The organism is Microvirga pudoricolor, assembly GCF_016892705.1.
In the GTDB taxonomy this organism is placed as follows: Bacteria; Pseudomonadota; Alphaproteobacteria; order Rhizobiales; family Beijerinckiaceae; genus Microvirga; species Microvirga pudoricolor.
The window spans coordinates 116999-141259 of the sequence record NZ_JAFEMB010000001.1 but is presented as its reverse complement, the minus strand read 5'-3'; the positions used below and the strand labels follow the sequence as shown (position 1 = coordinate 141259).

22 protein-coding genes are annotated in these 24261 nt (G+C 65.1%); 18 read left to right on the top strand and 4 right to left on the bottom strand.

The genetic code is table 11. The features are described from left to right. Window positions 1-151 precede the first annotated feature (151 nt). The 6 genes from ILT42_RS00660 to ILT42_RS00635 all read left to right on the top strand — a co-directional run bounded on the left by ILT42_RS00660 (window position 152) and on the right by ILT42_RS00635 (window position 7176). The gene (locus ILT42_RS00660) at window positions 152-1711 is read left to right on the top strand and encodes a sugar ABC transporter ATP-binding protein (RefSeq protein WP_229428310.1); all 1560 of its coding nucleotides are present in this window, start codon (window positions 152-154) and stop codon (window positions 1709-1711) included. Further along, entirely contained in the window at window positions 1708-2748 is a 1041-nt protein-coding gene (locus ILT42_RS00655; RefSeq protein WP_204213379.1) for an ABC transporter permease subunit, read from the top strand. Before ILT42_RS00660 ends, ILT42_RS00655 begins: the two co-directional genes overlap by 4 nt. 93 nt (window positions 2749-2841) lie before the next feature. After that, on the top strand, window positions 2842-3777 hold the full coding sequence (locus ILT42_RS00650; RefSeq protein WP_204213378.1) for an ABC transporter substrate-binding protein: 936 nt from the start codon (window positions 2842-2844) through the stop codon (window positions 3775-3777). Between the two features lie 61 nt (window positions 3778-3838). Continuing rightward, window positions 3839-4528, top strand: a complete 690-nt coding sequence (locus ILT42_RS00645; protein ID WP_204213377.1) for an L-ribulose-5-phosphate 4-epimerase — start codon at window positions 3839-3841, stop codon at window positions 4526-4528. A 53-nt stretch (window positions 4529-4581) separates the two neighbouring features. Beyond that, the gene (locus tag ILT42_RS00640) at window positions 4582-6183 is read left to right on the top strand and encodes a ribulokinase (RefSeq protein ID WP_204213376.1); all 1602 of its coding nucleotides are present in this window, start codon (window positions 4582-4584) and stop codon (window positions 6181-6183) included. 12 nt (window positions 6184-6195) lie between these two features. Next, a complete protein-coding gene (locus ILT42_RS00635; RefSeq protein WP_204213375.1) occupies window positions 6196-7176 on the top strand; it encodes a glutathione S-transferase family protein in 981 nt (326 codons plus the stop codon). Window positions 7177-7227: 51 nt separating this feature from the next. Here ILT42_RS00635 and ILT42_RS23140 read toward each other — a convergent pair whose 3' ends face one another. Further along, on the bottom strand, window positions 7228-7905 hold the full coding sequence (locus ILT42_RS23140; protein WP_204213374.1) for a GntR family transcriptional regulator: 678 nt from the start codon (window positions 7903-7905) through the stop codon (window positions 7228-7230). A gap of 181 nt (window positions 7906-8086) precedes the next feature. On the opposite strand from ILT42_RS23140, the gene ILT42_RS00625 reads away from it, so the two are divergent. The 7 genes from ILT42_RS00625 to ILT42_RS00595 all read left to right on the top strand — a co-directional run bounded on the left by ILT42_RS00625 (window position 8087) and on the right by ILT42_RS00595 (window position 13734). After that, the gene (locus ILT42_RS00625; RefSeq protein ID WP_204213373.1) at window positions 8087-9064 is read left to right on the top strand and encodes a TRAP transporter substrate-binding protein; all 978 of its coding nucleotides are present in this window, start codon (window positions 8087-8089) and stop codon (window positions 9062-9064) included. Window positions 9065-9118: 54 nt separating this feature from the next. Further along, window positions 9119-9658 carry a TRAP transporter small permease gene (locus ILT42_RS00620; RefSeq protein ID WP_204213372.1) on the top strand — a complete coding sequence of 180 codons (540 nt, stop codon included), beginning with the start codon at window positions 9119-9121 and terminating at the stop codon, window positions 9656-9658. Window positions 9659-9663: 5 nt separating this feature from the next. Beyond that, entirely contained in the window at window positions 9664-10944 is a 1281-nt protein-coding gene (locus ILT42_RS00615) for a TRAP transporter large permease (RefSeq protein ID WP_204213371.1), read from the top strand. Window positions 10945-10972: 28 nt separating this feature from the next. After that, a complete protein-coding gene (gene kduI / locus ILT42_RS00610) occupies window positions 10973-11809 on the top strand; it encodes a 5-dehydro-4-deoxy-D-glucuronate isomerase (RefSeq protein ID WP_204213370.1) in 837 nt (278 codons plus the stop codon). A gap of 11 nt (window positions 11810-11820) precedes the next feature. Beyond that, window positions 11821-12576, top strand: coding sequence for a 2-dehydro-3-deoxy-D-gluconate 5-dehydrogenase KduD (gene kduD / locus ILT42_RS00605; protein ID WP_204213369.1), 756 nt, complete (start codon window positions 11821-11823; stop codon window positions 12574-12576). Window positions 12577-12601: 25 nt separating this feature from the next. After that, window positions 12602-12946 (top strand): cupin domain-containing protein, encoded by a 345-nt coding sequence (locus tag ILT42_RS00600; protein WP_204213368.1) that lies wholly within the window; start codon window positions 12602-12604, stop codon window positions 12944-12946. A 107-nt stretch (window positions 12947-13053) separates the two neighbouring features. Then, entirely contained in the window at window positions 13054-13734 is a 681-nt protein-coding gene (locus tag ILT42_RS00595) for an extensin-like domain-containing protein (RefSeq protein WP_204213367.1), read from the top strand. A gap of 14 nt (window positions 13735-13748) precedes the next feature. On the opposite strand, the gene ILT42_RS00590 is transcribed toward ILT42_RS00595, so the two are convergent. Continuing rightward, a complete protein-coding gene (locus tag ILT42_RS00590; protein WP_204213366.1) occupies window positions 13749-13991 on the bottom strand; it encodes a hypothetical protein in 243 nt (80 codons plus the stop codon). Between the two features lie 335 nt (window positions 13992-14326). On the opposite strand from ILT42_RS00590, the gene ILT42_RS00585 reads away from it, so the two are divergent. Continuing rightward, window positions 14327-17677 carry a PAS domain S-box protein gene (locus tag ILT42_RS00585; protein WP_204213365.1) on the top strand — a complete coding sequence of 1117 codons (3351 nt, stop codon included), beginning with the start codon at window positions 14327-14329 and terminating at the stop codon, window positions 17675-17677. Between the two features lie 7 nt (window positions 17678-17684). Here ILT42_RS00585 and ILT42_RS00580 read toward each other — a convergent pair whose 3' ends face one another. Together ILT42_RS00580 and ILT42_RS00575 are read right to left on the bottom strand one after the other, a co-directional pair. Beyond that, window positions 17685-18617, bottom strand: a complete 933-nt coding sequence (locus ILT42_RS00580) for a dihydrodipicolinate synthase family protein (protein WP_204213364.1) — start codon at window positions 18615-18617, stop codon at window positions 17685-17687. Window positions 18618-18725: 108 nt separating this feature from the next. Beyond that, window positions 18726-19778 carry an NAD(P)-dependent alcohol dehydrogenase gene (locus ILT42_RS00575; RefSeq protein ID WP_204213363.1) on the bottom strand — a complete coding sequence of 351 codons (1053 nt, stop codon included), beginning with the start codon at window positions 19776-19778 and terminating at the stop codon, window positions 18726-18728. A gap of 287 nt (window positions 19779-20065) precedes the next feature. On the opposite strand from ILT42_RS00575, the gene ILT42_RS00570 reads away from it, so the two are divergent. The 4 genes from ILT42_RS00570 to ILT42_RS00555 all read left to right on the top strand — a co-directional run bounded on the left by ILT42_RS00570 (window position 20066) and on the right by ILT42_RS00555 (window position 24247). Further along, entirely contained in the window at window positions 20066-21337 is a 1272-nt protein-coding gene (locus tag ILT42_RS00570) for a glycerate kinase type-2 family protein (protein WP_204213362.1), read from the top strand. Window positions 21338-21402: 65 nt separating this feature from the next. Continuing rightward, entirely contained in the window at window positions 21403-22638 is a 1236-nt protein-coding gene (locus ILT42_RS00565; RefSeq protein WP_204213361.1) for a patatin-like phospholipase family protein, read from the top strand. Between the two features lie 50 nt (window positions 22639-22688). Next, window positions 22689-23426: an acetoacetate decarboxylase gene (locus tag ILT42_RS00560; RefSeq protein WP_204213360.1), complete on the top strand. Its 738-nt coding sequence runs from the start codon at window positions 22689-22691 to the stop codon at window positions 23424-23426. 35 nt (window positions 23427-23461) lie between these two features. Then, window positions 23462-24247, top strand: coding sequence for a 3-hydroxybutyrate dehydrogenase (locus tag ILT42_RS00555; protein WP_204213359.1), 786 nt, complete (start codon window positions 23462-23464; stop codon window positions 24245-24247). Window positions 24248-24261: the final 14 nt, after the last annotated feature.

Genomic DNA, 24261 nt, shown 5'->3' with positions numbered 1-24261 from the left:
ATTGACAGGCTATGCCATCGCGTTAGCTTTCGTATGACCTAAGGATACGGCGTCCGGCCGGAATGGATGCTCTCGGGAGGTCGACTTTGCGCCGATGCGATCGCGTTACCGGTCGGGGGTCCATGCCCTTCCCGATCCGGATATCCCCTGGATGCGGCTTTCCATCGGGAGGTCGGCCGTGAGCGCGCAGACCCCGATTCTGGAAATGCGCCACATCTCCAAGACATTTCCGGGCGTCAAGGCCCTGACGGACGTGTCTCTTCAGATCTATCCCGGCGAGATCCATGCCCTGATGGGCGAGAACGGGGCGGGCAAGTCCACGCTCATGAAGATTTTGTCGGGCGCCTATCAGGCGGATGCGGGTGGCGAGATCCGGATCGCAGGACAGCTGGTGGTCATCGACGGTCCGCTGACGGCGCGCCAACACGGCATCGCGACGATCTACCAGGAACTCTCGCTCGCGCCGAACCTGTCGGTGGCCGAGAACATGCTGCTCGGCCGCGAGCACAAGACTGGCCCGATGATCGACCGAGGGTCGATGGAAGAGGCCTGCCGCTCTGTCCTCCAACGGCTCGGCGTGCATTTCAAGCCGTCCACGAAAGTGAGCGAGCTTTCCATGGCCGAGTGCCAGCTCGTCGAGATCGCCCGCGCGCTCATCGCCAATTCCCGCATCCTCGTCATGGACGAGCCCACGACGTCCCTGTCGTCGCGCGAGACGGAGGCCCTGTTCGCCCTTGTGCGCCAGCTGCGCGCGGAAGGTCTCGCGATCATCTACATCAGCCATCGCATGGCGGAGATCTACGAGCTGGCCGATCGGGTGACGGTTCTGCGCGACGGGTCCTATGTCGGCACTCTCGACCGGTCGGAGCTGTCCGCCGACCGTCTCGTGCGCATGATGGTCGGTCGTGACCTGTCCTCGTTCTACAAAAAGGACCACGACGCCCATGGCAGCCGGGGGAAGGTCATCCTCAGCGTCCGCCGCATGGGCGACGGCGCACGGGTGCAAGACTGCTCCTTCGACCTGCACGAGGGAGAGGTGCTAGGCATCGCGGGCCTCGTGGGCGCCGGCCGCACGGAACTCGCCCGGTTGATCTATGGAGCGGACCTGCGAACGTCCGGCGAGGTGTCCCTGGACGGAAAGCCGCTTTCGATCCGGCGGCCGCAGGACGCCATCGATTCCGGTCTCGTTTATCTCACCGAGGACCGGAAGCATCTGGGCTTGTTCCTCGACCTGACCGTGCGCGAGAACGTCAATCTCAGCGTTCTCGGGCGCGATGCCCGCATGGGCGGGGTCATGGATCTGCGCGCCGCCAAGGACCGCGCCATCGCGGCCATCAAGGCGCTGGCTATCCGGGTGGCGAGCGAAAAGGTGCAAGTGGGAACGCTGTCGGGCGGCAACCAGCAAAAAGTCCTCCTGTCCCGTCTCCTGGAAACGAAGCCCCGCGTCTTGATCCTGGACGAGCCGACGCGCGGGGTGGATATCGGAGCCAAGTCCGAGATCTACCGCCTGATCGACGAGCTGGCCCGCAGGGGCGTCGGCGTCATCGTCATCTCCAGCGAGTTGCCGGAGATCGTGGGCGTCTGCGACCGGGTGCTCGTCATGCGCGAGGGCCGCCTCGCGGGCGAGGTTGGCGGGCCCGGCAACCCGCCGATCACGCAGGAAAACATCGTAGCGATCGCAACAGGTATGAGTGAAGAGGCGGCAGCATGACGGCTCCTGGGAATGATACGAGCGCATCCGTGCAAAGCTCGCCGACGAAAAGTCCGGGAGCCGATCTCGACCGCGCCGGTGCGCAGCGCGCCATTGCGTGGCGCACGACGCTCCAGGCCGTCGGGATGCTGCCGATCCTGATCATCCTGGGCATCGCCTTCGAGCTGATGTCGGGACGGTTCTTCAGCTTCCAGAACCTGTCCATCGTGGCCCAGCAGGCCTCCATCAACACGGTGCTGGCGGCAGGCATGACCTTCGTCATCCTGACGGGCGGCATCGACCTGTCGGTAGGCTCGATCCTGGCCGCCGCCGCCATGGTGGCGGTCATCGGGTCCAAGATTCCGGAATGGGGCATGATCGGGATTCCGGCGGCCCTTCTCATGGGTCTGGCGCTCGGCTTGGTCAACGGCGCCCTCATCGCCTTTGCCCGATTACCGCCCTTCATCGTCACGCTGGGGTCGCTGACGGCGGTGCGCGGCCTGGCGCGCCTGCTCGGCTCCGACACTACCCAATTCAACCCCCAGCTTCCCTTCGCTTTCATCGGCAACGGTACGCTGTTCGGGGTGCCTTGGCTGGTGATCATCGCGCTCCTTGTGGTCATCATTTCGTGGTTCATCCTGCGGAGAACGGTGCTGGGCGTGCACATCTATGCGGTCGGCGGCAATCCGGACGCCGCGCGGCTCACCGGCATCAAGGTCTGGGCCGTGCTGCTGTTCGTCTACGCGATGTCGGGCCTCGCGAGCGGGCTCGGCGGCGTCATGTCGGCGGCCCGCCTCTACGCGGCAAACGGATTGCAGCTAGGTCAATCCTACGAACTCGACGCCATCGCGGCCGTCATCCTCGGCGGGACGAGCTTCGTGGGCGGCATCGGGTCGATCTGGGGCACGCTGATCGGCGCGCTGATCATCGCGGTTCTGTCCAACGGCCTGATCCTGGTGGGCGTGTCGGACATCTGGCAGTTCATCATCAAGGGCTTCGTCATCATCGGCGCAGTGGCGCTGGACCGCTACCGACTGAAGGGCTCCGCTCGCACTTAAAACAACCGGTTCCAACGCCCCGAATGGGCGGTGGTCAACGGCGAGGGGCGGCCCAACACCGTTCCGCCACTCGCCTTTCGCTAGGAGGACGCCATGAAAGTATCCCATCTCACCCTTGGACTTGCGGTCGCCGCGGGCCTGACCGGTGCAGCCCATGCCAAGGACCTGACGAATGTCGGCATTTCGGTCGGCTCCCTCGGCAATCCCTTCTTCGTCGCCACGATCAAGGGCATCGAGGACAAGGCCAAGGCCGTGAACCCGAACGTGAAGGTCAACGCGGCCTCGTCGGACTACGATCTGAACAAGCAATTCACCCAGATCGACAACTTCATCGCCGCCGGCACGAACGTCATCATGATCAATGCGGTCGATCCGGTGGCCGTCGAGCCGTCGGTGAAGCGCGCCCAGGCCGCCGGCGTGGTCGTGGCGGCCTTCGACGTCGCGGCGGCGGGAGCCGACGTGACGGTGATGACCGACAACGTGAAGGCGGGCGAATTGGCCTGCCAGTACATCGTCGACCACCTGAAGGGCAAAGGCGACGTGATGATCGTCAACGGCCCGCAGGTGTCGTCCATCGTCGACCGGGTGAAGGGCTGCAAGGCGGCTTTCGGCAAGGCTCCCGGCATCAAGATCCTGTCGGACGACCAGGACGGCAAGGGCTCGCGCGAGGGCGGATTCGCCGTCTCCCAGAGCCTTCTGACCCGCTTCCCGAAGGTTGACGCGGTCTTCGCCGTGAACGACCCGACGGCGATCGGCGTCAATCTGGCGGCCAAGCAGCTCAACCGCAACGAGTTCATCATCACGGGCGTCGACGGCGCTCCGGACATCGAGGCGGAGCTGAAATCCGGCACCTCGCTGATCAAGGCGTCGGCCTCGCAGGACCCCTACGTGATGGCCGGTCAGTCCCTGGAACTCGCCAACGGCATTCTCAACGGCAAGAAGCCTGAGCAGAAGGTCATCCTCCTGGCGCCCAAGCTGATCACGGCCGACAACCTCGGCGAGTACAAGGGCTGGACGGCCGCCCGCTGATCGTGCTTAGAGCGCGCGGCTCGCATTTGCGGCCGCGCGCTTCCTTTTTTAGGAACCAGGTATGCTCCAATCCCTGAGGGAAGAGGTGCTGGAGGCCAACCGCGAGATCGTCCGGCGCGGCCTCGTCCTCTACACGTTCGGCAATGTCAGCGGCATCAGCCGAGAGGATGGCCTTGTCGTCATCAAGCCCAGCGGCGTCGATTACGAGCGGATGACCGCCGACGACATGGTGGTGACGGATCTCGACGGGACCGTGGTGTGGGGCAAGCTTCGTCCATCCTCCGACCTGAAGACTCATCTCCACCTCTACCGGTCCTTTCCAGCCGTCGGCGGCGTCGTTCACACGCATTCAGAGTTCGCCACCATATGGGCCCAGGCCCGGCGCTCCATCCCGCCCCTCGGCACCACCCACGCGGATTATTTCTACGGGCCCATCCCGGCGACCCGTGAGCTGACCCGCGAGGAGATCGAGGGCGATTACGTGCACGCGACGGGCGTCGCCATTGTGGACAGCTTCGGCAACCGCGATCCCATGGAGGCTCCGGCGGCGCTGGTGGCCGATCACGGGCCTTTCTGCTGGGGCGCGACGCCCGCCGAGGCCGTGCACAACGCCGTCGTGCTGGAGGCGGTCGCCCGGATGGCCTATCACACAATCGCCTTGAAGCCTGACAGCGCCGGGATTACCCAGGCGTTGCTCGATCGGCACTACAAGCGCAAGCACGGCGCCGCCGCCACCTACGGACAGAGCTGAGGCGGCATGCTCCCGCGCATCGAAGACACCCCTCGGAAGACATGGAGATGCGAATGCCGATCGTGGCAGGCGTGGATTTCGGCACGCTGAGCGTTCGCGCCACCCTGGTCGACGACCGCAAGGGCACCCTGGGCCTGGCGACGGCCGAGTATCCCCTTCACCGCCGCCGGGACGATCCCGACCACGCGACCCAGTCGCACACGGATCATATGGACGCCCTGGCGCGCGCCATGCGGGACGCCCTGCAGGCGGCGGGCGTGAACGGCGAGGACGTGGCCGCTCTCGCCATCGACACCACCGGGTCCAGCGTGATCATGGTGGGTGAGAATCTGGAGCCCCTGGGCGAGTATTATCTCTGGTGCGACCATCGGGCGAAGGACGAGGCGCGGGAGATCACCGAGCTGGCGCACCGGGAGGGCCTGGAGGCCATCGAGTGGTGTGGCGGGACCTATTCGCATGAATGGGGCTTCGCCAAGCTGCTGCACTGGCTGCGCCAAAATCCGGAAAAGCGCGGGCGGCTCGTCACCGCCCTGGAACATTGCGACATGGTGGTCGCGACCCTCTCGGGAATCACCGATCCCCGACGGCTCAAGCGCAGTGTCTGCGCCATGGGCCACAAATGGATGTGGAACCCGCGCTGGGGCGGCCTCCCGTCGCAGGAGTTCCTGTCCAAGGTGGATCCGCTCTTCGACGGCATCCGGGACAAGCTTGCAAGCGCGTACGAGACCTCCGACAGGATCGGCGGGCATCTTTCCGAGCGCTGGGCTGAAAAACTTGGCTTGAAAGCCGGCATCCCGATTCCGGTCGGAGCCTTCGATGCGCATTGGGATGCGATCGGGGCGGGCGGGCGCGTCGGCGACGTCGTCAACGTGGTCGGCACGTCCACCTGCATCATCGCTATGGCGCCCGAAGTCGGCCTGATCCCCGGCGTGTGCGGCGTCGTGCCCGGCAGCGTCGATCCGGGTCTCGTCGGCATCGAAGCAGGGCTGTCGGCCACGGGTGACATCTTCGAGGCCATTGCCCGGCGCGCCAACGTCTCGATCCGGGACCTGGCGAAGGGCCTCGAGGCTTACCGTGCGGGCCAGACCGGCTTGCTGCGTCTGACCTGGGACAATGGCGACCGCACGGTGCTCGTGAACGCTGATCTCGGCGGCATCACCCTAGGCTGGAATCTCACTCACACAGCTCAGGACGAGCTCTTCGCCGCCATCGAGGGCACGGCCTTCCACACCCGCATCATCCTGGAGCGCATGGCGGAGCGGGGCGTTCCCGTGAAGCGCGTCATCAATGCGGGCGGCATCCCGCAAAACAGCCCTGTGCTCAACCAGGTTTACGCCAACGTGCTGAACCGGCCGGTTCTCGTGCCGGACGGTATTCCGACCGGGCTCGGCTCCAGCATCTTCGCCAGCCTGGCGGCCGGGACCTATGGCAGTCTGGAAGAGGCTCAAGACGCCATGGGTCTGCCGTTTCGCACGTTCGAGCCCGACCCGTCCACGAGGGACGTCTATGAGCGGCTCTACGCGATCTACAGAACGCTTTATTTCGGCTTCGGCGGCGTGACCGAGGCTGTTGCCCTAGGCCATGTCCTGCGCGACCTGAAGACGATCGCCGCCATCCCGATTCCGCCGGTCCCGTCCGACCCGGTGGTCGATTGAGAGGTTTTCAGCATGGGTCTCCTCGTCGACGGCGTCTGGCGCGACCAATGGTACGACACGAAGAAGAGCAGCGGGCGGTTCCAGCGCGACGACGCGAAGCTCCGCCACTGGGTCACGGCCGATGGCGGTCCCGGGCCGACCGGGGAGGGTGGTTTCAAGGCGGAGGCCGGACGCTACCATCTCTACATCGCCCGTGCTTGCCCCTGGGCGCACCGGACGATGATCTTTCGCGAGTTGAAGGGCCTCCAGGGCTTGGTCGATTACTCCGTCGTCCATTGGTACATGGGCGATCACGGCTGGACCTTCGAACCGGGGCCGGGCGTCACGGGAGATCGGCTGCACGGTGCCCGATATCTCTACGAGGTCTATCTCAAGAACGACCCGCATTATACCGGACGGGTCACGGTGCCGGTCCTATGGGACAAGAAGACGGAGAGCATCGTCAGCAACGAGTCCGCCGATATCATCCGCATGTTCAACGGCGCCTTCGACGGCATCGGCGCCGCGCCGGGAGACTATTACCCGGAGGCGGAAAGCGGCAGGATCGACGATCTGAACGAGCGCGTCTACGACACGGTGAACAACGGCGTCTACAAGGCCGGCTTCGCCACCACGCAGGAGGCCTACGACGAGGCCGTCACGCCTCTTTTCGAGAGCCTCGACTGGCTGGAAGGCATCCTGTCAAAGCAGCGATATCTGTGCGGGGACCGCCCAACCGAAGCCGATTGGCGTCTCTTCACGACGCTGCTTCGGTTCGATCCGGTCTATGTCGGACATTTCAAATGCAACCTGCGCAGGCTCGTGGATTATCCGGCCCTCTGGTCCTACACCCGTGAACTCTATCAGGTGCCGGGGATCCGCGGGACGGTCGATTTCGACCACATCAAGCGGCACTACTACCAGAGCCACCGCACCATCAACCCGACCGGGATCGTGCCGCTGGGGCCGGTCATCGATTTTGAAGCAGCACCGGATCGGGTTCTGCCCGCGTAAAAAATCGCCCAAGGCCGCCCGAGGGCCTCGCGCGCGTTTCGCTTTCGATCCTTACTCGAACAATTCCGGGTGCTCCGCCTCGATCCTCGGCAGCGCCCGCAGAATTTCCGTGAGGTGAAAGCGCATGGCCTCCTCGGCCTTGGCCTCGTCCTGCGCGTCGATGGCGGCCACGATGGCCTTGTGCTGGGCGATCAGCGGCAGCATGGCGTTCGCACCGGGAAGGCTGAGCTGGCAGACCCGGTCCATATGGGCCTTGATGTCCTGCACCGTGTCCCAGGCCAGCGGGCAACCGGCGCCCTCCGCGAGGGTGACATGGAACATCTCGTCGTAACGCTGGAAACCCGTGTGGTCGTCGCGGCGGGCGGCATCCTCCTGCATCCCGAGAAGGTCGTCGATGCGCTGGCGGCTCTGCCGGTCGAAGGACGAGCAGGCCCGGCGCACCACTGCCGTCTCGATGGCCTCCCGGATGAAGCGGGCCTCCATCATCTTGCGCGCCGAGATCTTGACGACGACGGTCCCCCGCTGCGGTAGGATCTCGACCAGCCGGGCCCGCGCCAGCGCGATCATGGCCTCGCGCACGGGCTGGCGGGACATGCCGTGGCGTCCGGCGATCTCCTGCTCCGACAGGCGCGTCCCTGGCGGGAGATCCAGGGCCACGATGGCCCGGCGAAGCTCCGCCTCGATCCGCTGAGCGGCTGATCCCTGGGGGACCGGAAAGGGCTTGTTCACAGGGCTCTCTCAAACCTTTGGCTGATTGCGTCCGGTGTAATCTACACTACCATACAAGTGTCGACCAGCGCCGCAACGGGAAAATTTCAGTCCTGTTCTAGCGGCAAAACCCTTGATGGCCAAACGCTTCGCCGGTTGGCCGGAGGGACAAAAGCAAACGACACGAGAGGGAGATGACATCATGATCACGAGACGGGCAATTTATGGCGCGGCCCTCGCATTATGCGCCTTCGCGGCGGGTGGGGCCCAAGCCCAGACGGTCCTGCGCTCCACCGACATTCACCCGGACGGCTACCCGACGGTCGAGGCCGTGAAGGCCTTCGGGAGCGCCTTGGAGAAAAAAACCAACGGACGCTACAAGGTTCAGGTCTTCCACTCAGCTCAGCTCGGTCAGGAGAAGGACACCATCGAGCAGACCCGGTTCGGCGTCATCGACCTCAACCGGATCAACATGGGGCCGTTCAATAACCTGATCCCGGAAACCTTCGTACCGGCACTGCCTTTCATCTTCCGGTCGGTCGATCATATGCGCAAGACCATGGACGGCCCGATCGGCGACCAGATCCTCAAGGCTTTCGAGCCGCACGGTCTCGTGGCCCTGGCCTTCTACGATTCCGGCGCGCGCTCGTTCTACGACTCCAAGCGACCCATCAAGGCCCCCGCCGACATGAAGGGCATGAAGATCCGCGTGCAGCAATCGGATCTCTTCATCGATCTGGTGAACGCGCTGGGCGCCAATGCCACGCCGATGCCGGCCGGCGAGGTCTATTCGGCCATCCAAACCGGCGTCGTCGACGGCGCCGAGAACAATTGGCCGAGCTACGAATCCTTCCGCCACGCCGAGGTCGCCAAGTTCTACTCCCAGACCGAGCATTCCATGTCGCCGGAAGTGCTCGTGATGTCCAAGCGGAGCTTCGACAAGCTGTCTCCCGCCGACCAGCAGGCCGTGCGCGAGGCCGCCAAGGAGTCCGTCGTCGAAATGCGCAAGCTCTGGGAGGCCCGCGAGAAGACGGCCGAGGAAAAGGTTCGCGCGTCCGGCACGCAGGTCAATGCGGTCGACAAGCAGCCCTTCATCGACGCCATGAAGCCCGTCTACGACAAGTACGTGAAGGACGCGAAGCTCAAGGAGCTCGTCGCCCGCATCCAGGCCACCAACTGAGGCGCCACAGACCGGGGCCCGTTCGATGGGCCCCGGCCCAACGGAGTTGGACACATGATCACCAGCGCATCCGTGCTGCCGCGCTTCCTGTCACGCTTGAGCCAGGCGGCCCTTTGGATATCGGGCGTCGGGCTGGTCGCCATGACGGCTTTCGTGGCCTGGCAGGTCTTCGGTCGCTACGTCCTCAACGAGTCCCCGAGTTGGACGGAGCCCGCCTCATTGCTTCTCATGAGCTGGTTCATCCTCCTGGGATCCGCGGTCGGCGTGAAGGAGGGGGTTCATCTCGGGTTCGAGACAGGCCTTCACTACGCGCCGCATGCTCTGCGCCGCATCATGCTCGCCGTGACGGAAATTCTCGTCATCGGGTTCGGGGCCGCCATGTCCTGGTACGGCACGCTGCTCGCCATCGAGACATGGTCCGCCAACATGGCCGGGCTGCCGATCCCCCAGGGCATGGACTACCTGCCTCTCGCCTTCGGCGGTGCGCTGATCGCCATCTTCTCCCTCGAAAAGCTCGTGCTTCTGATCGTGCGCGACGAGGAGGTTCCCCTGGTTCGTCCCGACACGCCGCATCTCGTCACGGTGAAGGAATAATCGTCATGGAGCTCTGGGTTCTCTTCGGCGTCTTCACGCTGCTGCTCTGCATCGGGACGCCCGTTGCGTTCTGCCTTGGGATCGCGTCCCTGGCGACGGTTCTGGTCATGGGCCTGCCCCCCATCGTGGTGTTCCAGCAGATCAATTCCGGCATGAATGCCTTCGCGATGATCGCTATCCCGTTCTTCATCTACGCCGGCGACATGATGGTCAGAGGCGGCATCGCCGAGCGATTGATCCGGTTCGCCGCCGGTCTCGTCGGGCACCTGCGGGGCGGTCTTGGCCAAGTCAACATCCTGGCCTCCACCTTCTTCGGCGGTGTCTCCGGTTCCGCCATCGCCGACGCATCGGCGGTGGGCGGCATCATGATTCCGCAGATGGAAAAGCGCGGCTACGCCAAGGATTACGCCGTCAACGTGACGGTCAACGCGGCCATCATCGCGCTCCTCGTGCCGCCCTCGCACAACATGATCATCTACTCCATCGCGGCTGGCGGCAGCATCTCGGTGGCCGACCTCTTTACCGCCGGCATCGTGCCCGGCCTGCTGCTTGCGGCGGCTCTCATGATCACCGCGTATGTCGTGGCCGTGCGCCGGGGCTATCCCGCCGAGAAGTTTCCAGGCTTCGCCACCGTGGGCTACTGGCTCGTCGCGGCTCTCCCTGGCATCCTGCTCATCGGCATCATCTTCGGCGGCGTCCGATCCGGCGTGTTCACGGCGGCGGAGAGTTCGTGCATCGCCGTGGTCTACGCGCTGCTCATCACAGTGTTCGTCTATCGGGAGATGACCTGGGCAGGTTTCGTCGAGGCCACGCTTGGCGCCGTGCGAACGACCGCGATGGTGCTTCTCGTCATCGGCTGCGCCAGCGCTTTCGGATGGCTCATGGCCTTCCTGCAAGTGCCCCAGGCGACGATCTCGGCCATGCGGGCGATCTCGGACAATCCCATCGCGATTCTGCTCCTGATCAACGTGGTGCTCCTGGTCCTCGGCACCTTCATGGACATGGCGCCGATGATCATCATCTGCACGCCGATTTTCCTGCCCGTGGTCAAGGCCTTCGGCATCGATCCGCTGCACTTCGGCATCGTCCTGATCCTCAATGCGGGCATCGGCCTCAACACGCCGCCGGTGGGATCCGTGCTCTTCGTGGGATGCGCGGTGGGCAAGATCTCCATTGGCGAGGCCATGAAGACGATCTGGCCTTTCCTCGGCGCGAGCGTCTTCGTCCTGCTCCTCGTCACCTACATTCCGGGCCTGTCGCTCTGGCTGCCCAACCTCTTCCGCTAAGCGCACGCGCATCTTCAAAGGAAAGCCCATGTCCATCGAAATCCGGCAGGTCAACCACCCCGAGGCCGTGAAGCGCTTCGACACGGAGGAACTTCGCCGTCATTTCCTGATCGAGCAGCTCTTCGCCGCCGATGAGGTCTGCCTCACCTACAGCCACCTGGAACGCCTGATCGTCGGCGGCGCGATGCCGGTGACCAAGCCAGTCGACTTGCCCACGCCGGGCGCGGTCGGGACGGATGCCTTCCTGAAGCGCAGGGAAATGGGGATCATCAACATCGGTGGGCCGGGACGCGTCGGCGTCGGCGGGCATTCCCACGACCTCGGCCCTCGCGACGCGCTCTACGTCGGCATGGGCGCAGGCGATGTCGTGTTCGAGAGCGCGAACGCGTCCCACCCGGCGAAGTTCTACCTCGTCAGCACACCCGCCCATGCGGCCTATGACACGGTCAAGATCTCCATCGATCATGCCAACAAAATCGAACTCGGCGACCAGGCCACCTCCAACAAGCGGACGATCCATCAATACATCATCCCTGGCATCTGCCGGTCGTGCCAGTTGGTCATGGGCCTGACCCAGTTGGAGCCCGGTAGCATGTGGAACACGATGCCGGCCCATGTGCACGACCGGCGCTCCGAGGCTTACGTCTACTTCGATCTCGACGAATCAGCTCGGGTCATCCACCTGATGGGCGAACCGCAGGAGACGCGTCACCTCGTCGTCGCCAACGAGCAGGCGATCCTGTCGCCAGGCTGGTCCATCCATTCCGGGGTCGGCACGAGCCATTACGCTTTCATCTGGGCCATGGGCGGCGACAACCAGGATTACACCGACATGGACCCGGTTCCCATGACCGCGTTGCGATAGAGGCTTTCGGCATGAACGGGATGTTCGATCTCACGGGCAAGCGGGCCCTTGTGACCGGTGCCAATACCGGCCTTGGGCAGGCGATCGCCGTCGCGCTGGCTCATGCGGGCGCCGGAATCGTCGCGGTCGGGCGCTCTTCCATGGCGGAAACCGAAGCCATGGTGGCAGGAACGGGCTCATCGTTCCAGGCCATCTCGGCGGATCTGTCCACCCTGGAGCCCATCGACCGCATCGTCTCTGAGGCCTCGGCCGGCGGGCGCGTCGACATCCTGGTGAACAATGCTGGCATCATCCGTCGCGCCGACGCCATCGACTTCACGGAAGCCGACTGGGATGCGGTGATGGACGTGAACCTGAAATCCGTCTTTTTCCTCACGCAGGCCTTCGCCCGTCGAATGATCGCAGATGGTGCGGGCGGAAAGGTCATCAACATCGCCTCGCTACTTTCCTTCCAGGGCGGTATCCGCATCCCGTCCTACACGGCCAGCAAGAGCGGTCTGGCGGGACTGACCCGGCTTCTTGCCTGCGAGTGGGCCGCCAGGGGCATCAACGTCAACGCCATCGCGCCGGGCTACTTCGCCACCAACAACACACAGGCCTTGAGGGACGACCCCGACAGGAACGCGCAGATCCAGGCGCGCATCCCGGCAGGTCACTGGGGCAAGCCGTCCGACCTTGGCGGCGCGGCGGTGTTCCTGGCGTCGGACGCCTCCGCCTACGTTCACGGCGTCGTTCTGCCTGTCGACGGCGGCTGGCTCGCCCGTTGATCCGCTCGAGCATGAGAGAAAGACAATGACACGCAAGGGCCAAGCATTCGCGGTCGATGGAGACCTCCCGTGGGAAGCGGCCGGGGACGGCATCCGGCGCAAGGTGCTCACATACGACGATGGGGTCATGATGGTCCGGGTTGCGTTCGAGGCAGGCGCCGTCGGGGCGCCTCACCAGCATCCCCATGTGCAGTGCAGCCTTGTCGAATCGGGCATCTTCGACATCACGATATCGGGCCGGACGCAGCGTCTCGCGGCCGGTGACAGCTTTCTTGTTCCGCCTCACGCGCTGCATGGCGCCGTCGCGGTCGAGGCCGGTATCCTCGTGGATGTCTTCACACCCATGCGGGAGGACTTCGTCGGGGCCTGATACGGTAGCAGGGGCTCCGGCGGCACCCTATATCAGGCCGCATGGAGCCGACCCCGGGTCAACGGCATCGACCGAATCTCTGGCGCATTGTTCTGGGCCGGGTGGCGATGGCGATCGCGCTGGCCGCATTGGCCGCCGTCGCCTTGGCGGGGTTGGGCGTCTTCGCCGTGCCGGGTTACCTCAATCCGTTCGCGCCCCTCCGGATCGACGATCCGGTCGGCATTCTGACCCGCATGAAGATTTCAAGACTGGAAGCCGACGGACCACAATGCCGGTCGGTCCTGAACGGCTCCAAGGTCGTCCACCGCGCTCTGCCGGATCGCTCTGGGAGCGACGGCTGCGGTCTCAGCAATGGGGTTGACGTGGAACGGTCCGAGGTCGCGTTCAATCGGGGCTTCGTCGCGACCTGTCCGTTGACCGTCGCTTGGGCGATGTTCGAAACGCATGTGTTGCAAGAGGCGGCGCGCCAGCATCTCGGCCAGGACGTCGTTCGCGTGGTTCAGCTCGGCACCTATGCGTGCCGCAACATCAACCACAGCGCCGGCGGACGGCGCAGCCAGCACGCGACGGCAAACGCCATCGACGTCTCCGCCTTTATCCTGGCGGATGGCCGACAAATTTCGGTTCTGGACGATTGGGAGGGCGGCGATCCGCGTCGGACAGCCTTTCTCAGGGCTGTACGGGATGGAGCTTGCCGCTTCTTCGATGTCGTGCTGGGCCCCGATTACAACAGCGCCCACCGGGACCACTTTCACTTCGACATGGGGCCTTTCCGGTCGTGCCGGTGACGTGCTTCGCCGGCTCAGTTGACGGTCTGGGACGGCGCTTCGCCCATATGGGCTGCCCGGGCCGCCAGCAGCAAGGCCTCGCCCAGCTCGCGGGCATGCTCCGGCGTCATGGCGACGGGCATCTGGTGGCGGATGCCGCTGCTGAAGCCTTCGGGCGTTGAGATTTCGATCACCATCATGGCGTCGCGCCCATCGAGGGTGCCGACGGAGAAGCTCGTGAGGGCACCGATCGTATCGAGGTTGAGGTCGAGGCTCATGGGCGTTGTGCTTTCGGTTTGCTTAGGTGCGTCTTGTCTACCCCTAGGTCAAAACCCTGTCTGCTCTCTGCCCGGAGAGGAATAATGTTACTTTTGATGTTTTTCCGCCTCTACCTGCGTATTTTGGTCTTCCGCGCCCGAGCGTTTCAGCCCGAAATACTTGTAATAAGATAGCCAATCGGGGCATCGGTAGCCGCGGATTTCTTGGAGAGCGTGTCAATTCAGCCGGTGAGGGTTGTCGTCGAGGACGCGTTGAGACAGACCTATGTTGCCGATTGTCGCAGACGGTCTAAAAATATCGGACCGGTTCCCGAGGCCCAAACCCCGTGCACGACATGCCGCGCCACAATCGCCAGGAGACGACAGCAGCCGATGGCGGGCCAGGGGCCGCCTTGCGTGGCGACGGCGGCATGGCCGTCAAACCGGGACTGAAGGCGCTCGTGGAGGCGTTCGACTGGTCCCGGACAGCGCTGGGACCTCGCATGTCCTGGCCCCAGAGCCTGAAGCTCACCGTCGATCTCCTCCTGCACGCTCACGTGCCGATGACGCTGCTCTCGGGTCGGACCGGCGTGATGATCTACAACGATGCCTACGCGGCCCTCATGGGCGACCGGCATCCGGGTCTTCTCGGCCTTCCGGCCGCAGAAGCCTGGCCCGATGCCGCCGCATCCATCGACCGGGCGCTGGAGGCCGTCTTCGGCGGGAAGACGGTGTCGATCAAGGATCAACGATACACGCTCGACCGCTCCGGCGGATCCCGGCCCATCTGGGCCAGCCTGGATTGCAGTCCGGTGTTCGACGAGAATGGCGCGGTGACCGGGTGCCTTGCCATCGTCATCGAGACGACCCGGAGCGTCCAGATCGCTCAGGCCCTGCGGCGCAGCGAGGAACGCCACAGCTTCCTCCTTGCCCTCGGCGACCGCCTCCGCACCATCTCGGACCCCCTGGACATGATCGCCGCGGCCGAGGAAGCCCTTGGCAAGCACCTCGGGGCCAGCCGCGTCGGCTATGGGGAAGTCGACGCGACGCAACGCCACTTCACCGTGGAACGGAACTGGACCGACGGCACCGTCGCCCAAAGCCTGGGCGAGCACGACCTTGCCGGGTTCGGTCCGGACGTGCTCTCTACCTTGAGGTCTGGCGTGACGCTCGTCGTGAACGACGTGGTCCGGGATCCGCGAACCGCGACCCCAGATCGTTTAGCGGCCTTCGCGGCCCTCGAAACGACTGCCACCGTGACCGTGACGCTTCTCAAGCAGGAACGTCTGGCCGCGGCGTTGTACGTGCACGACCGCGAGCCGAGGGAGTGGACGCACGCGGAGATCAAGCTCGTCGAGGATGTGGCTGAACGAACCTGGGAGGCCCTGGAGCGGTCTCGTACCGAAGCGGCCCTTCGGCACAGCAACGAGCGTCTGCGCATCGCGCAGCGGGCCGGAATGATCGGGACCTTCGAGTGGTATCCGGCGTCGGGGCGGCTCGAGGTATCGGACGAATATCGGAGAATCTGGGGCATCGCACCCGACATCCCAGTCACGGACACGTTTCTCGTCAGCCTCGTTCATCCGGACGACCGCACCCTCACGGGGCCGTTGCGGATGACCGACCAGAATCCGTTGACCTACGCGGAGTATCGCATCCTCCGCGCCGATACCGGCGAGCAGCGCTGGATCGCGCGGCGCGGCGAGGTCATGCTGTCGCGCGAGCACAACGAGAGGCGGTTCGTCGGGGTCGCCTTCGACATCACGGAGCGCAAGCGGTCGGAGGCCGCCCTGAAGGAGAGCGAGGAACGCTTCCGCATCATCGCCAACAGCGCGCCCGTTCCCATGTGGGTCAGCGGGCCGGACAGTCGTCGGGAGTTCGTCAACCACGCCTATTGCAGCTTCATCGGACTGCCTTACGAGCAGGCCATCGCCGTGGACTGGACCGACATCCTCCATCCCGAGGACGGCGACAGGATCCTGAGGAATCATGCGGAGAACCTCACGTCCGAGGATGCCATCACCCTGGAGGCCCGCTTCAGGCGCGGTGACGGCCAGTGGCGCTGGCTGCATTCCCAGTCCCAACCGCGCCTGGGCCCCTCCGGCGAGCATCTCGGGTTCATCGGCGTCGCCCACGACGTGACCGACGTGCGAGAGGCGCAGAACGCGCTCAAGCGTCTCAACGAGACCCTGGAGGTGCAGGTCGAGCAGAGGACCCGGGAGCGCGATCTGGTCTGGCAGAACTCCAACGAGTTGATGGCGGTCTTCGGGTATGACGGGTACCGCAAGGCCATCAATCCCGCATGGTCCCGCCTGCTCGGCTACGATGAGGAGACGCTGCTTTCGTTGCCCTTCGACGAGATCACGCATCCCGAGGATGTGGACAGCCTCAAGGAGAGCATCCGGGCCCTGGCGGCGGGCAAGTTCATCCGGCAGTTCGAGGACCGGCTCCGTTGCGCCGATGGAAGCTACCGCCTGATCTCCTGGACCGGAATACCGGGCGACGGCGAATTCTACGCCATTGGCCGCGACATCACGGAGCAGAGGCTGACGGAGGATGCCCTGCGCCAGAGTCAGAAGATGGAGGCGGTCGGCCAGTTGACGGGCGGGATCGCGCACGACTTCAACAACCTGCTCACCGGCATCACCGGGTCACTCGATCTCCTGCAGCGCCGGCTGGCTGCGGGTCGAACCCAGGATGTTCAGCGCTACATCGATGCCGCCACCTCGTCGGCCGCTCGGGCGGCGGCCCTCACGCACCGCCTCCTGGCCTTCGCCCGACGCCAGTCCCTCGACACGCGACCCACCGACGTGAATGCGCTCGTGACCTCCATGGAGGACCTGCTTCGTCGGACGATGGGCGAGGCAATCGCCGTGGAGACGGCGTTGGACCCTTCCACCTGGCCCGCACTGACGGACGCCAATCAGCTCGAGAGCGCTCTGCTCAACCTCGCCATCAATTCCCGCGACGCGATGCCCGAGGGTGGACGCCTTCGGATCGAGACGCGCAACATCTCGTTCAGCCTGCGCGATTCCCGCCACCTGAGGGGCATGGTGCCTGGGGATTACGTCGCCCTGATCGTGGCCGATACGGGATCCGGCATGGCCGCGGACGTGAAGGCGAAGGCCTTCGAACCGTTCTTCACCACCAAGCCGATCGGGCAGGGGACCGGTCTCGGCCTGTCCATGATCTACGGTTTCATCAAGCAGACCAAAGGCTACATCCAGATCGACAGCGAGGAAGGAAACGGCACGACAGCGATCCTCTACCTCCCGCGTCATGCCGGCGAGGTCGAGGAGCGCGCCGATGACGGGCTCTCCCTCGTGCCGCTGGCTCGGCAAGGTGAAACGATCCTCCTTGTCGAGGACGACGATGCGGTGCGGATGCTGATGGCGGACACGTTGAGGGAGCTGGGCTACAGGGTCTTCGAGGCGATCGATGCCCGCTCCGCGCTCCTCACCGTCGAGAGCGGGGAGGACCTCGATCTCATGGTGTCCGATGTCGGGCTTCCCGGCGGCTTGAACGGGCGGCAACTCGCGGAGCTGGCGCGCGGGGTTCGGCCGGGCCTGAAGATCCTCTTCGTGACCGGCTATGCGGAGGGCGCCGCGATCCGGGGCGGCTTCCTCGATTCCGGCATGGAGATGATCGGAAAGCCGTTTGCCATCGACGACCTGGCCCACAAGGTTCGGCTGATGATAGGGGCGTAGGCCGCCCTCATGCGGCCTTGTCGGCGCGGGCTCCCCGTTCGATCCGGGCCATCATCCAATCCACGTCGGCGACGGTCTCGAGCGTCAGCTTCGGGCCGGGCTTGCGCAGCGTGTCGGAGCCGATGATGCCCCGCCGCATGAGCACGTATTTGCGCACGGCAAGCCCCACACCCGGCTGGGTCTCGTAGCGGACCAAAGGCAGGTGCCGGTCGAAGAGGTCATGAGCCTCCTCGCGCCGCCCCTGCCGGGACAGGTTGACGACGCCGGCCAGCATCTCCGGGTAGGCATAGCCCGTCATGGCGCCGTCCGCGCCGCGCTCCATCTCGAAGGGAAGGAAGAGGCCGCCATTGCCGCAGAGGATCGAAACGCGACGGGTCTGCCCCGCATCGCTCGCGCGTCGAAGGGTCGTGATCTTGTCGAGACCCGGCCAGTCCTCGTGCTTGAGCATCACGCAGGACGCATGAGAATCGATGATGCGCATGATGACCTTCGGGGTCATCACCACGCTGGTGGTGAGCGGGTAGTCCTGGATCACGAAGGGAATGTCGGCGCCGATCGCCTCGACGGCGTCGGCATAGTAGGTGACGATCTGGTCGTCGGTCTTGAGAGAGGAGGGCGGCGCGATCATGACGCCGGACGCGCCTGCGTCCATCACGCGTCGCGCGAGGCCCGACATGGCCGCGAATCCGGCGGCCGACACGCCCACGATCACCGGAACCCGCCCGGCCACCGTGCGGATGACCTGCTGCGCGAAGGCGAAGGATTCCTCCCCGGTCAGCTTGGGGGCTTCGCCCATGATGCCGAGGATGGTCAGGCCTGTGGCACCGGCCTTGAGGAAAGCTTCCACCATCCGATCCGTCGAGGCGACGTCGACCCGTCCATCCGCTTCGAAGGGGGTCGGGCAGATCACGTAAACACCCGCGGCGGAAGCGGTCAGCATGGCGGCATCTCCTCGTTGGCCCTCCCCGGCGCAAGGGACCGGGGAGGGCCTGTCTATCCCTTATCCGGGCGACGGTCCAGGGATGCCCCGGGACCGTTCACGGCCGGATCAGGCGGCATCCTTCAAGGACGCCATGTCGATGACGAAGCGGTACTTCACATCGCTGCGCAACATGCGCTCGTAGGCTTCGTTGATCTTCTGGATCGGGATCAGTTCGATCTCCGACGTGATCCCATGCTGGGCGCAGAAATCCAGCATCTCCTGGGTTTCGGCGATTCCGCCGATGAGCGAGCCGGAGAAGTTGCGACGCTTCCAGATGACGCTGAAGGCCGACACCGCCAGAGGCTTCTCGGGCGCGCCGACCTGGGTCATCGTTCCGTCGCGCTTGAGCAGATTGAGATAGGCGTTGATGTCGTGGTCGCCCGCGACCGTATCGAGGATGAAGTCGAAGCTCTCCACGTGCTTCGCCATCTCGTCCGGATTCTTCGAAATCACGACCTCGTCCGCGCCGAGCTGCTTGGCGTCCTCGACCTTGTTGGGCGACGTGGTGAACAGCACGACACGGGCCCCCATGGCGTGGGCGAGCTTGACGCCCATGTGACCGAGCCCGCCGAGACCGACGACGCCCACCTTCTGGCCCGGGCCCACCTTCCAGTGCCGCAGAGGCGAGTACGTGGTGATGCCCGCACAGAGCAGCGGCGCGACCGCCGCGAGATCGAGGTTCTCCGGGATTCGGAGCACGAAATCCTGGTCCACGACGATGTGGCTCGAATAGCCTCCGAAGGTGTGGCCCGTATCCTTGTCCGGCCCATTATAGGTGCCGACGAAGCCGCGGTCGCAAAACTGCTCCAGACCTTCGCGGCAATTCGCGCATGTCCGGCAGGACTCTACCATGCAGCCGACGCCCGCCAGATCGCCTTCCTTGAACTTGCTCACCTCGTTGCCAACCTTCGTGACGCGGCCGACGATCTCGTGGCCCGGAACGCAGGGGAACAAGGTATTCTGCCATTCGTTGCGGGCGGTATGCAGGTCGGAGTGGCAGACGCCGCAATACTGGATTTCGATCTGAACGTCCCGCGGGCCGGGATCGCGGCGCTCGAAGCTGAAAGGAGCCAGAGGCGTGGTGGCCTCCTGGGCGGCATAGCCTGTGCAAATGAACATGCTGGTTTCCCGATCTAAGATAAAGTCACGCGGAAAGTCGCCGATTCAAAGAATGACGAGGAGGCAACCGCTGACGCAGGGGATACTTGGGAGAATGATCTAAAAGGCAAGCCTCCCTCGTTTCAAGCCTCTCAGACGGCCCGATTCCGGCGGCCCAACGCCAAGCTCCTCAGAGTCCGTCGCCGCGCCCCTGGTAGGCATGCCGGGCGGTTTGAGCGTATAAATCGGCGCGTTGAGCTGGCCTGGCTGATCCTCCCGACGCTGGCCCGAAACCCTGCGAGAGTTCGATGACCGCCCCAAGGGACCTCCTGAAATCGCTGTTCGAGGCGGCCATCGCGTCCGCGAACCCGGCGCTGGGGGTGGCGGGAGCGCTGCCGGAGCCTCCAAGGGGCCGCACGGTCGTCGTGGGGGCTGGAAAGGCCGCGGCGGCCATGGCGCGGGCCTTGGAGGAGCGCTGGCCGGGCGATCTCGCGGGTCTCGTCGTCACGCGCTACGGCCATGCCGTTCCCACCCGGCGCATCGAGGTCGTCGAGGCAAGCCATCCGGTGCCGGACGAGGCCGGCCTGGAGGCCGCCCGGCGCATCCTGGCCATGGTCCGGGGTCTGAGCGCCGACGACCTCGTCATCTGCCTAATTTCAGGGGGTGGTTCGGCCCTGATGCCGCTTCCCCTGGATGGCCTGACCCTGGCCGACAAACAGGCGGTCAACCGTGCGCTTCTGAAATCCGGCGCCAAGATCGGCGAGATGAACTGCGTGCGGCGTCACCTGTCGGCCATCAAGGGCGGGCGCCTGGGAGCAGCCTGCCATCCGGCCCGTGTGGTCACCCTGCTGATCTCGGACGTGCCGGGCGACGATCCGGTGGACATCGCGTCAGGCCCTACGGTGCCCGACCCGACCACCTGCGCCGACGCCCTCGCGATCCTTCGGCGCTACGGTATCGACGCGCCGCCCGACGTGCTGGCGGCACTCGAAACCGGGCGGGGCGAAACCGTGAAGCCGGGCGACCCGCGCCTGCCCGAACCCGACCTGCGCATGATCGCCACCCCCCAAAAGGCCCTGGAGGCGGCCGCAGCGGTCGCGGCGGGGCACGGTATCGCGGCCCATATCCTAGGGGATTCCATCGAAGGAGAGGCCAGGGACGTCGGCGCCGTGATGGCGGGCATCGCCCGTCAGGTGGCACGGCGCGGCCAGCCCTTCACGCCCCCGTGCGTCCTCCTCTCCGGCGGCGAGACCACCGTGACCGTCCGGGGAGGCGGAAGGGGCGGGCGGAACGTGGAATTTCTCCTGGCCCTGGCCGACGCCCTCGACGGCGAACCTGGCATTTATGCCGTGGCGGGAGACACGGACGGCGTCGACGGTCTCGAGGAGACAGCCGGAGCCCTCGTCGCGCCGGACACGGTCGCGCGGGCCTGGGAGAAAGGGATCGCCATCAAGGAAAGCCTCTCCCGCAACGATGGCCACGGCTTCTTCGAGGCCCTCGGAGACAGCATCGTCACAGGCCCGACACTCACCAACGTGAATGATTTTCGGGCAGTTCTCATCACGGGATCATCGTCCTAGGAGGCTTTCCTATCGGGAGGCTTCGACGCAAGATAGGCGACCCGCCCCCGGAAGGAGATGTCGGAATGGAGATGGAGAGCCGCGACCGCAGGGCCCCCCAAGCCCGGGCCTCTGGAAACGAGCCCTCTGGGACCAGGGCCGCTGGGACCGAGGCGTCCGGGAAGAATGCTTCCGGGTCGCGGTCCCGCACGACGGAGGCCGGTCGGGACCGGGTTCTCGTCCTTCAGGGCGGCGGGGCGCTCGGATCCTATCAGGCCGGGATCTTCGAGGTTCTCGAGGAGGCGGAGCTTTGCCCGCAATGGGTGGCCGGCATTTCCATCGGGGCCATCAACGCAGCCATCATCGCCGGCAACGAGCCTGGACGCCGGGTGGACCGCCTGCGGGAGTTCTGGGCCCTGGCCTCGTCCACGGTCCTGCCGAGCCCCCTGGTGCCGCCGGAGGGAATCCGCTCGTTCTTCAACGACATCAGCGCGACGGCGATCGCGGCTTACGGCGTTCCGGGCTTCTTCATGCCGCGCTTCCCGCCGCCCTTCTTCCACCCCCCGGGCAGCGTCGAGGCGCTGAGCTTCTACGATACGGCCCCCTTACGCGAGACCCTGGAGCGGCTCGTGGATTTCGAGCGCATCAACGCCCGCGAGACCCGGCTCAGCGTGGGGGCCGTCAACGTCAGGACGGGCAATTTCATCAATTTCGACAACCATCATCACCGCATCGGTCCGGAGCACATCATGGCGTCGGGCGCGCTGCCGCCGGGGTTCCCGCCCATCGAGATCGACGGCGAGTTCTACTGGGATGGCGGCCTGGTTTCCAACACGCCCCTGCAATACGTGATCGACGAGGAGAAGACCCGCGATCTCGTGATCCTCCAGGTGGACCTTTTTCCGTCGCGCGGGCCGATGCCGCGCAACCTGTCGGAGGCGGCCTCGCGGGAGAAAGACATCCGGTATTCGAGCCGCACGCGCCTCAACACGGACGACAGCCTCAGGATGCACGCCGCGAAGGTGGCCTTGCGCAAGCTCATCGACGCGCTGCCCGCGGGCCTCGTTTCGGAGGACGAACTGGATCTCCTGCGCTGCGCCAGCCAGGAGAGCTCGGTGACGGTGGTCCAGCTGATCTACCGTCACAAGGCCTATGAGGGACACTCGAAAGACTATGAGTTCTCCCGCGCCACGATGCAGGAACACTGGGCGGCCGGCCGGGACGACATGCAGCGAACCCTCCAGCACCGCGAGTGGCTCGTACAGAACTTCCCTGAAAGCGGCGTGGCGACGTTCGATTTCAGCCGCGCGACCGAACGTTGACATCGTCTTCAGCAACACGAGCCGAGCCGTCAGGCTCCCGGAGGTCCGACTTGAACCGCGACGCGATTTTGAAATCCGCATCCATGCCCGCCTTCAGCCCGAGCTATCCCCGCGGGCCCTACCGGTTCGTTCGGCGCGAATACCTGATCGTCACCTACGAGACGGACGCGGACGCCATCCGGGCGGCATTGCCCGAGCCCCTGGAGCCCGCGCCGGGCAACCTGGCCTTCTACGAGTGGATGAAGATGCCCGACAGCACTGGTTTCGGCGACTACGAGGAAAGCGGGAGCGGCATCTTCGCGACCTACCAGGGTGAGCCCTGCAACTTCTCCGTCCAGATGTACCTCGACGACGAGCCGCCGATCACAGCCGGGCGAGAGATCTGGGGTTTCCCCAAGAAGTACGGGGTCCCGCGCCTCAAGGTCATGAAAGATACGCTCACCGGGACGCTCCATTACGACGAGGAGCGCGTGGCCATGGGGACCATGGCCTACAAGCACGTGACCCTCGACCCGGCCGAGGTCGCGAAGGGCTTGGGCAAGCTCAACGTCAACCTGAAGCTTCTCCCGGATGTGGACGGCTCACCCAAGGTCGCCCAGCTCGTGGGCTACAATCTCGAGAACATCCACGTTCACGGCGCCTGGGACGGCCCGGCGCGGCTGCACCTCATCCCGCACGTCAATTGCCGGGTGGCGGATTTGCCCGTTAAGCGCATTGTGGGCGGGCGCCATCAGGTGGTGGATTTCACCTTGCCATACGGTCGCGTGCTACACGATTATCTCGCCTGACATTATCCCCCAAACGATTGCCCCCGGAGCATTCCATGACCTTGAAATCCAAGACCGCCGTCGTCACCGGCTCCACCAGCGGCATCGGCCTCGCGATCGCGCGGGCGATGGCGCGGGAAGGCGCGAACGTCGTCATCAACGGGTTCGGCGAGGGGAGCGCCATCGAGGCCGAGCGCTCCGGCATCGAGAAGGAATTCGGCGTCAAGGCGGTCTATTCTCCCGCCGACATGTCGAAGCCCGACGAGATCGAGGGCATGGTCGAGGAGGCCGTGAAGACCTTCGGATCGGTGGACGTGCTCGTGAACAATGCAGGCATCCAGTTCGTCTCCCCCATCGAGGATTTCCCGCGCGAAAAGTGGGACCAGATCATCGCCATCAACCTGTCCTCCGCCTTCTTCGCCATGCATGCGGCGATTCCGGGCATGAAGGCGAAAAAGTGGGGTCGCATCATCAACACGGCCTCGGCGCATTCCCTCGTGGCCTCGCCCTTCAAGTCGGCCTATGTGGCGGCCAAGCACGGCATCGCCGGATTGACCAAGACGGCGGCGCTCGAACTCGCCACTTTCGGGGTCACCGTTAACTGCATCAGCCCCGGCTATGTGTGGACGCCCCTCGTCGAGCGGCAGATTCCCGACACCATGAAGGCCCGCAACATGACCAAGGAGCAGGTGATGAACGACGTTCTGCTCCAAGCGCAGCCCACGAAGGAGTTCGTCACCGTCGATCAGGTGGCGTCTCTCGCGGTCTATCTCTGCTCCGACGCCGCGAGCCAGATCACGGGCGCGAACCTATCCATGGATGGCGGCTGGACGGCGGCCTGAGCCGCCCGTCTCGG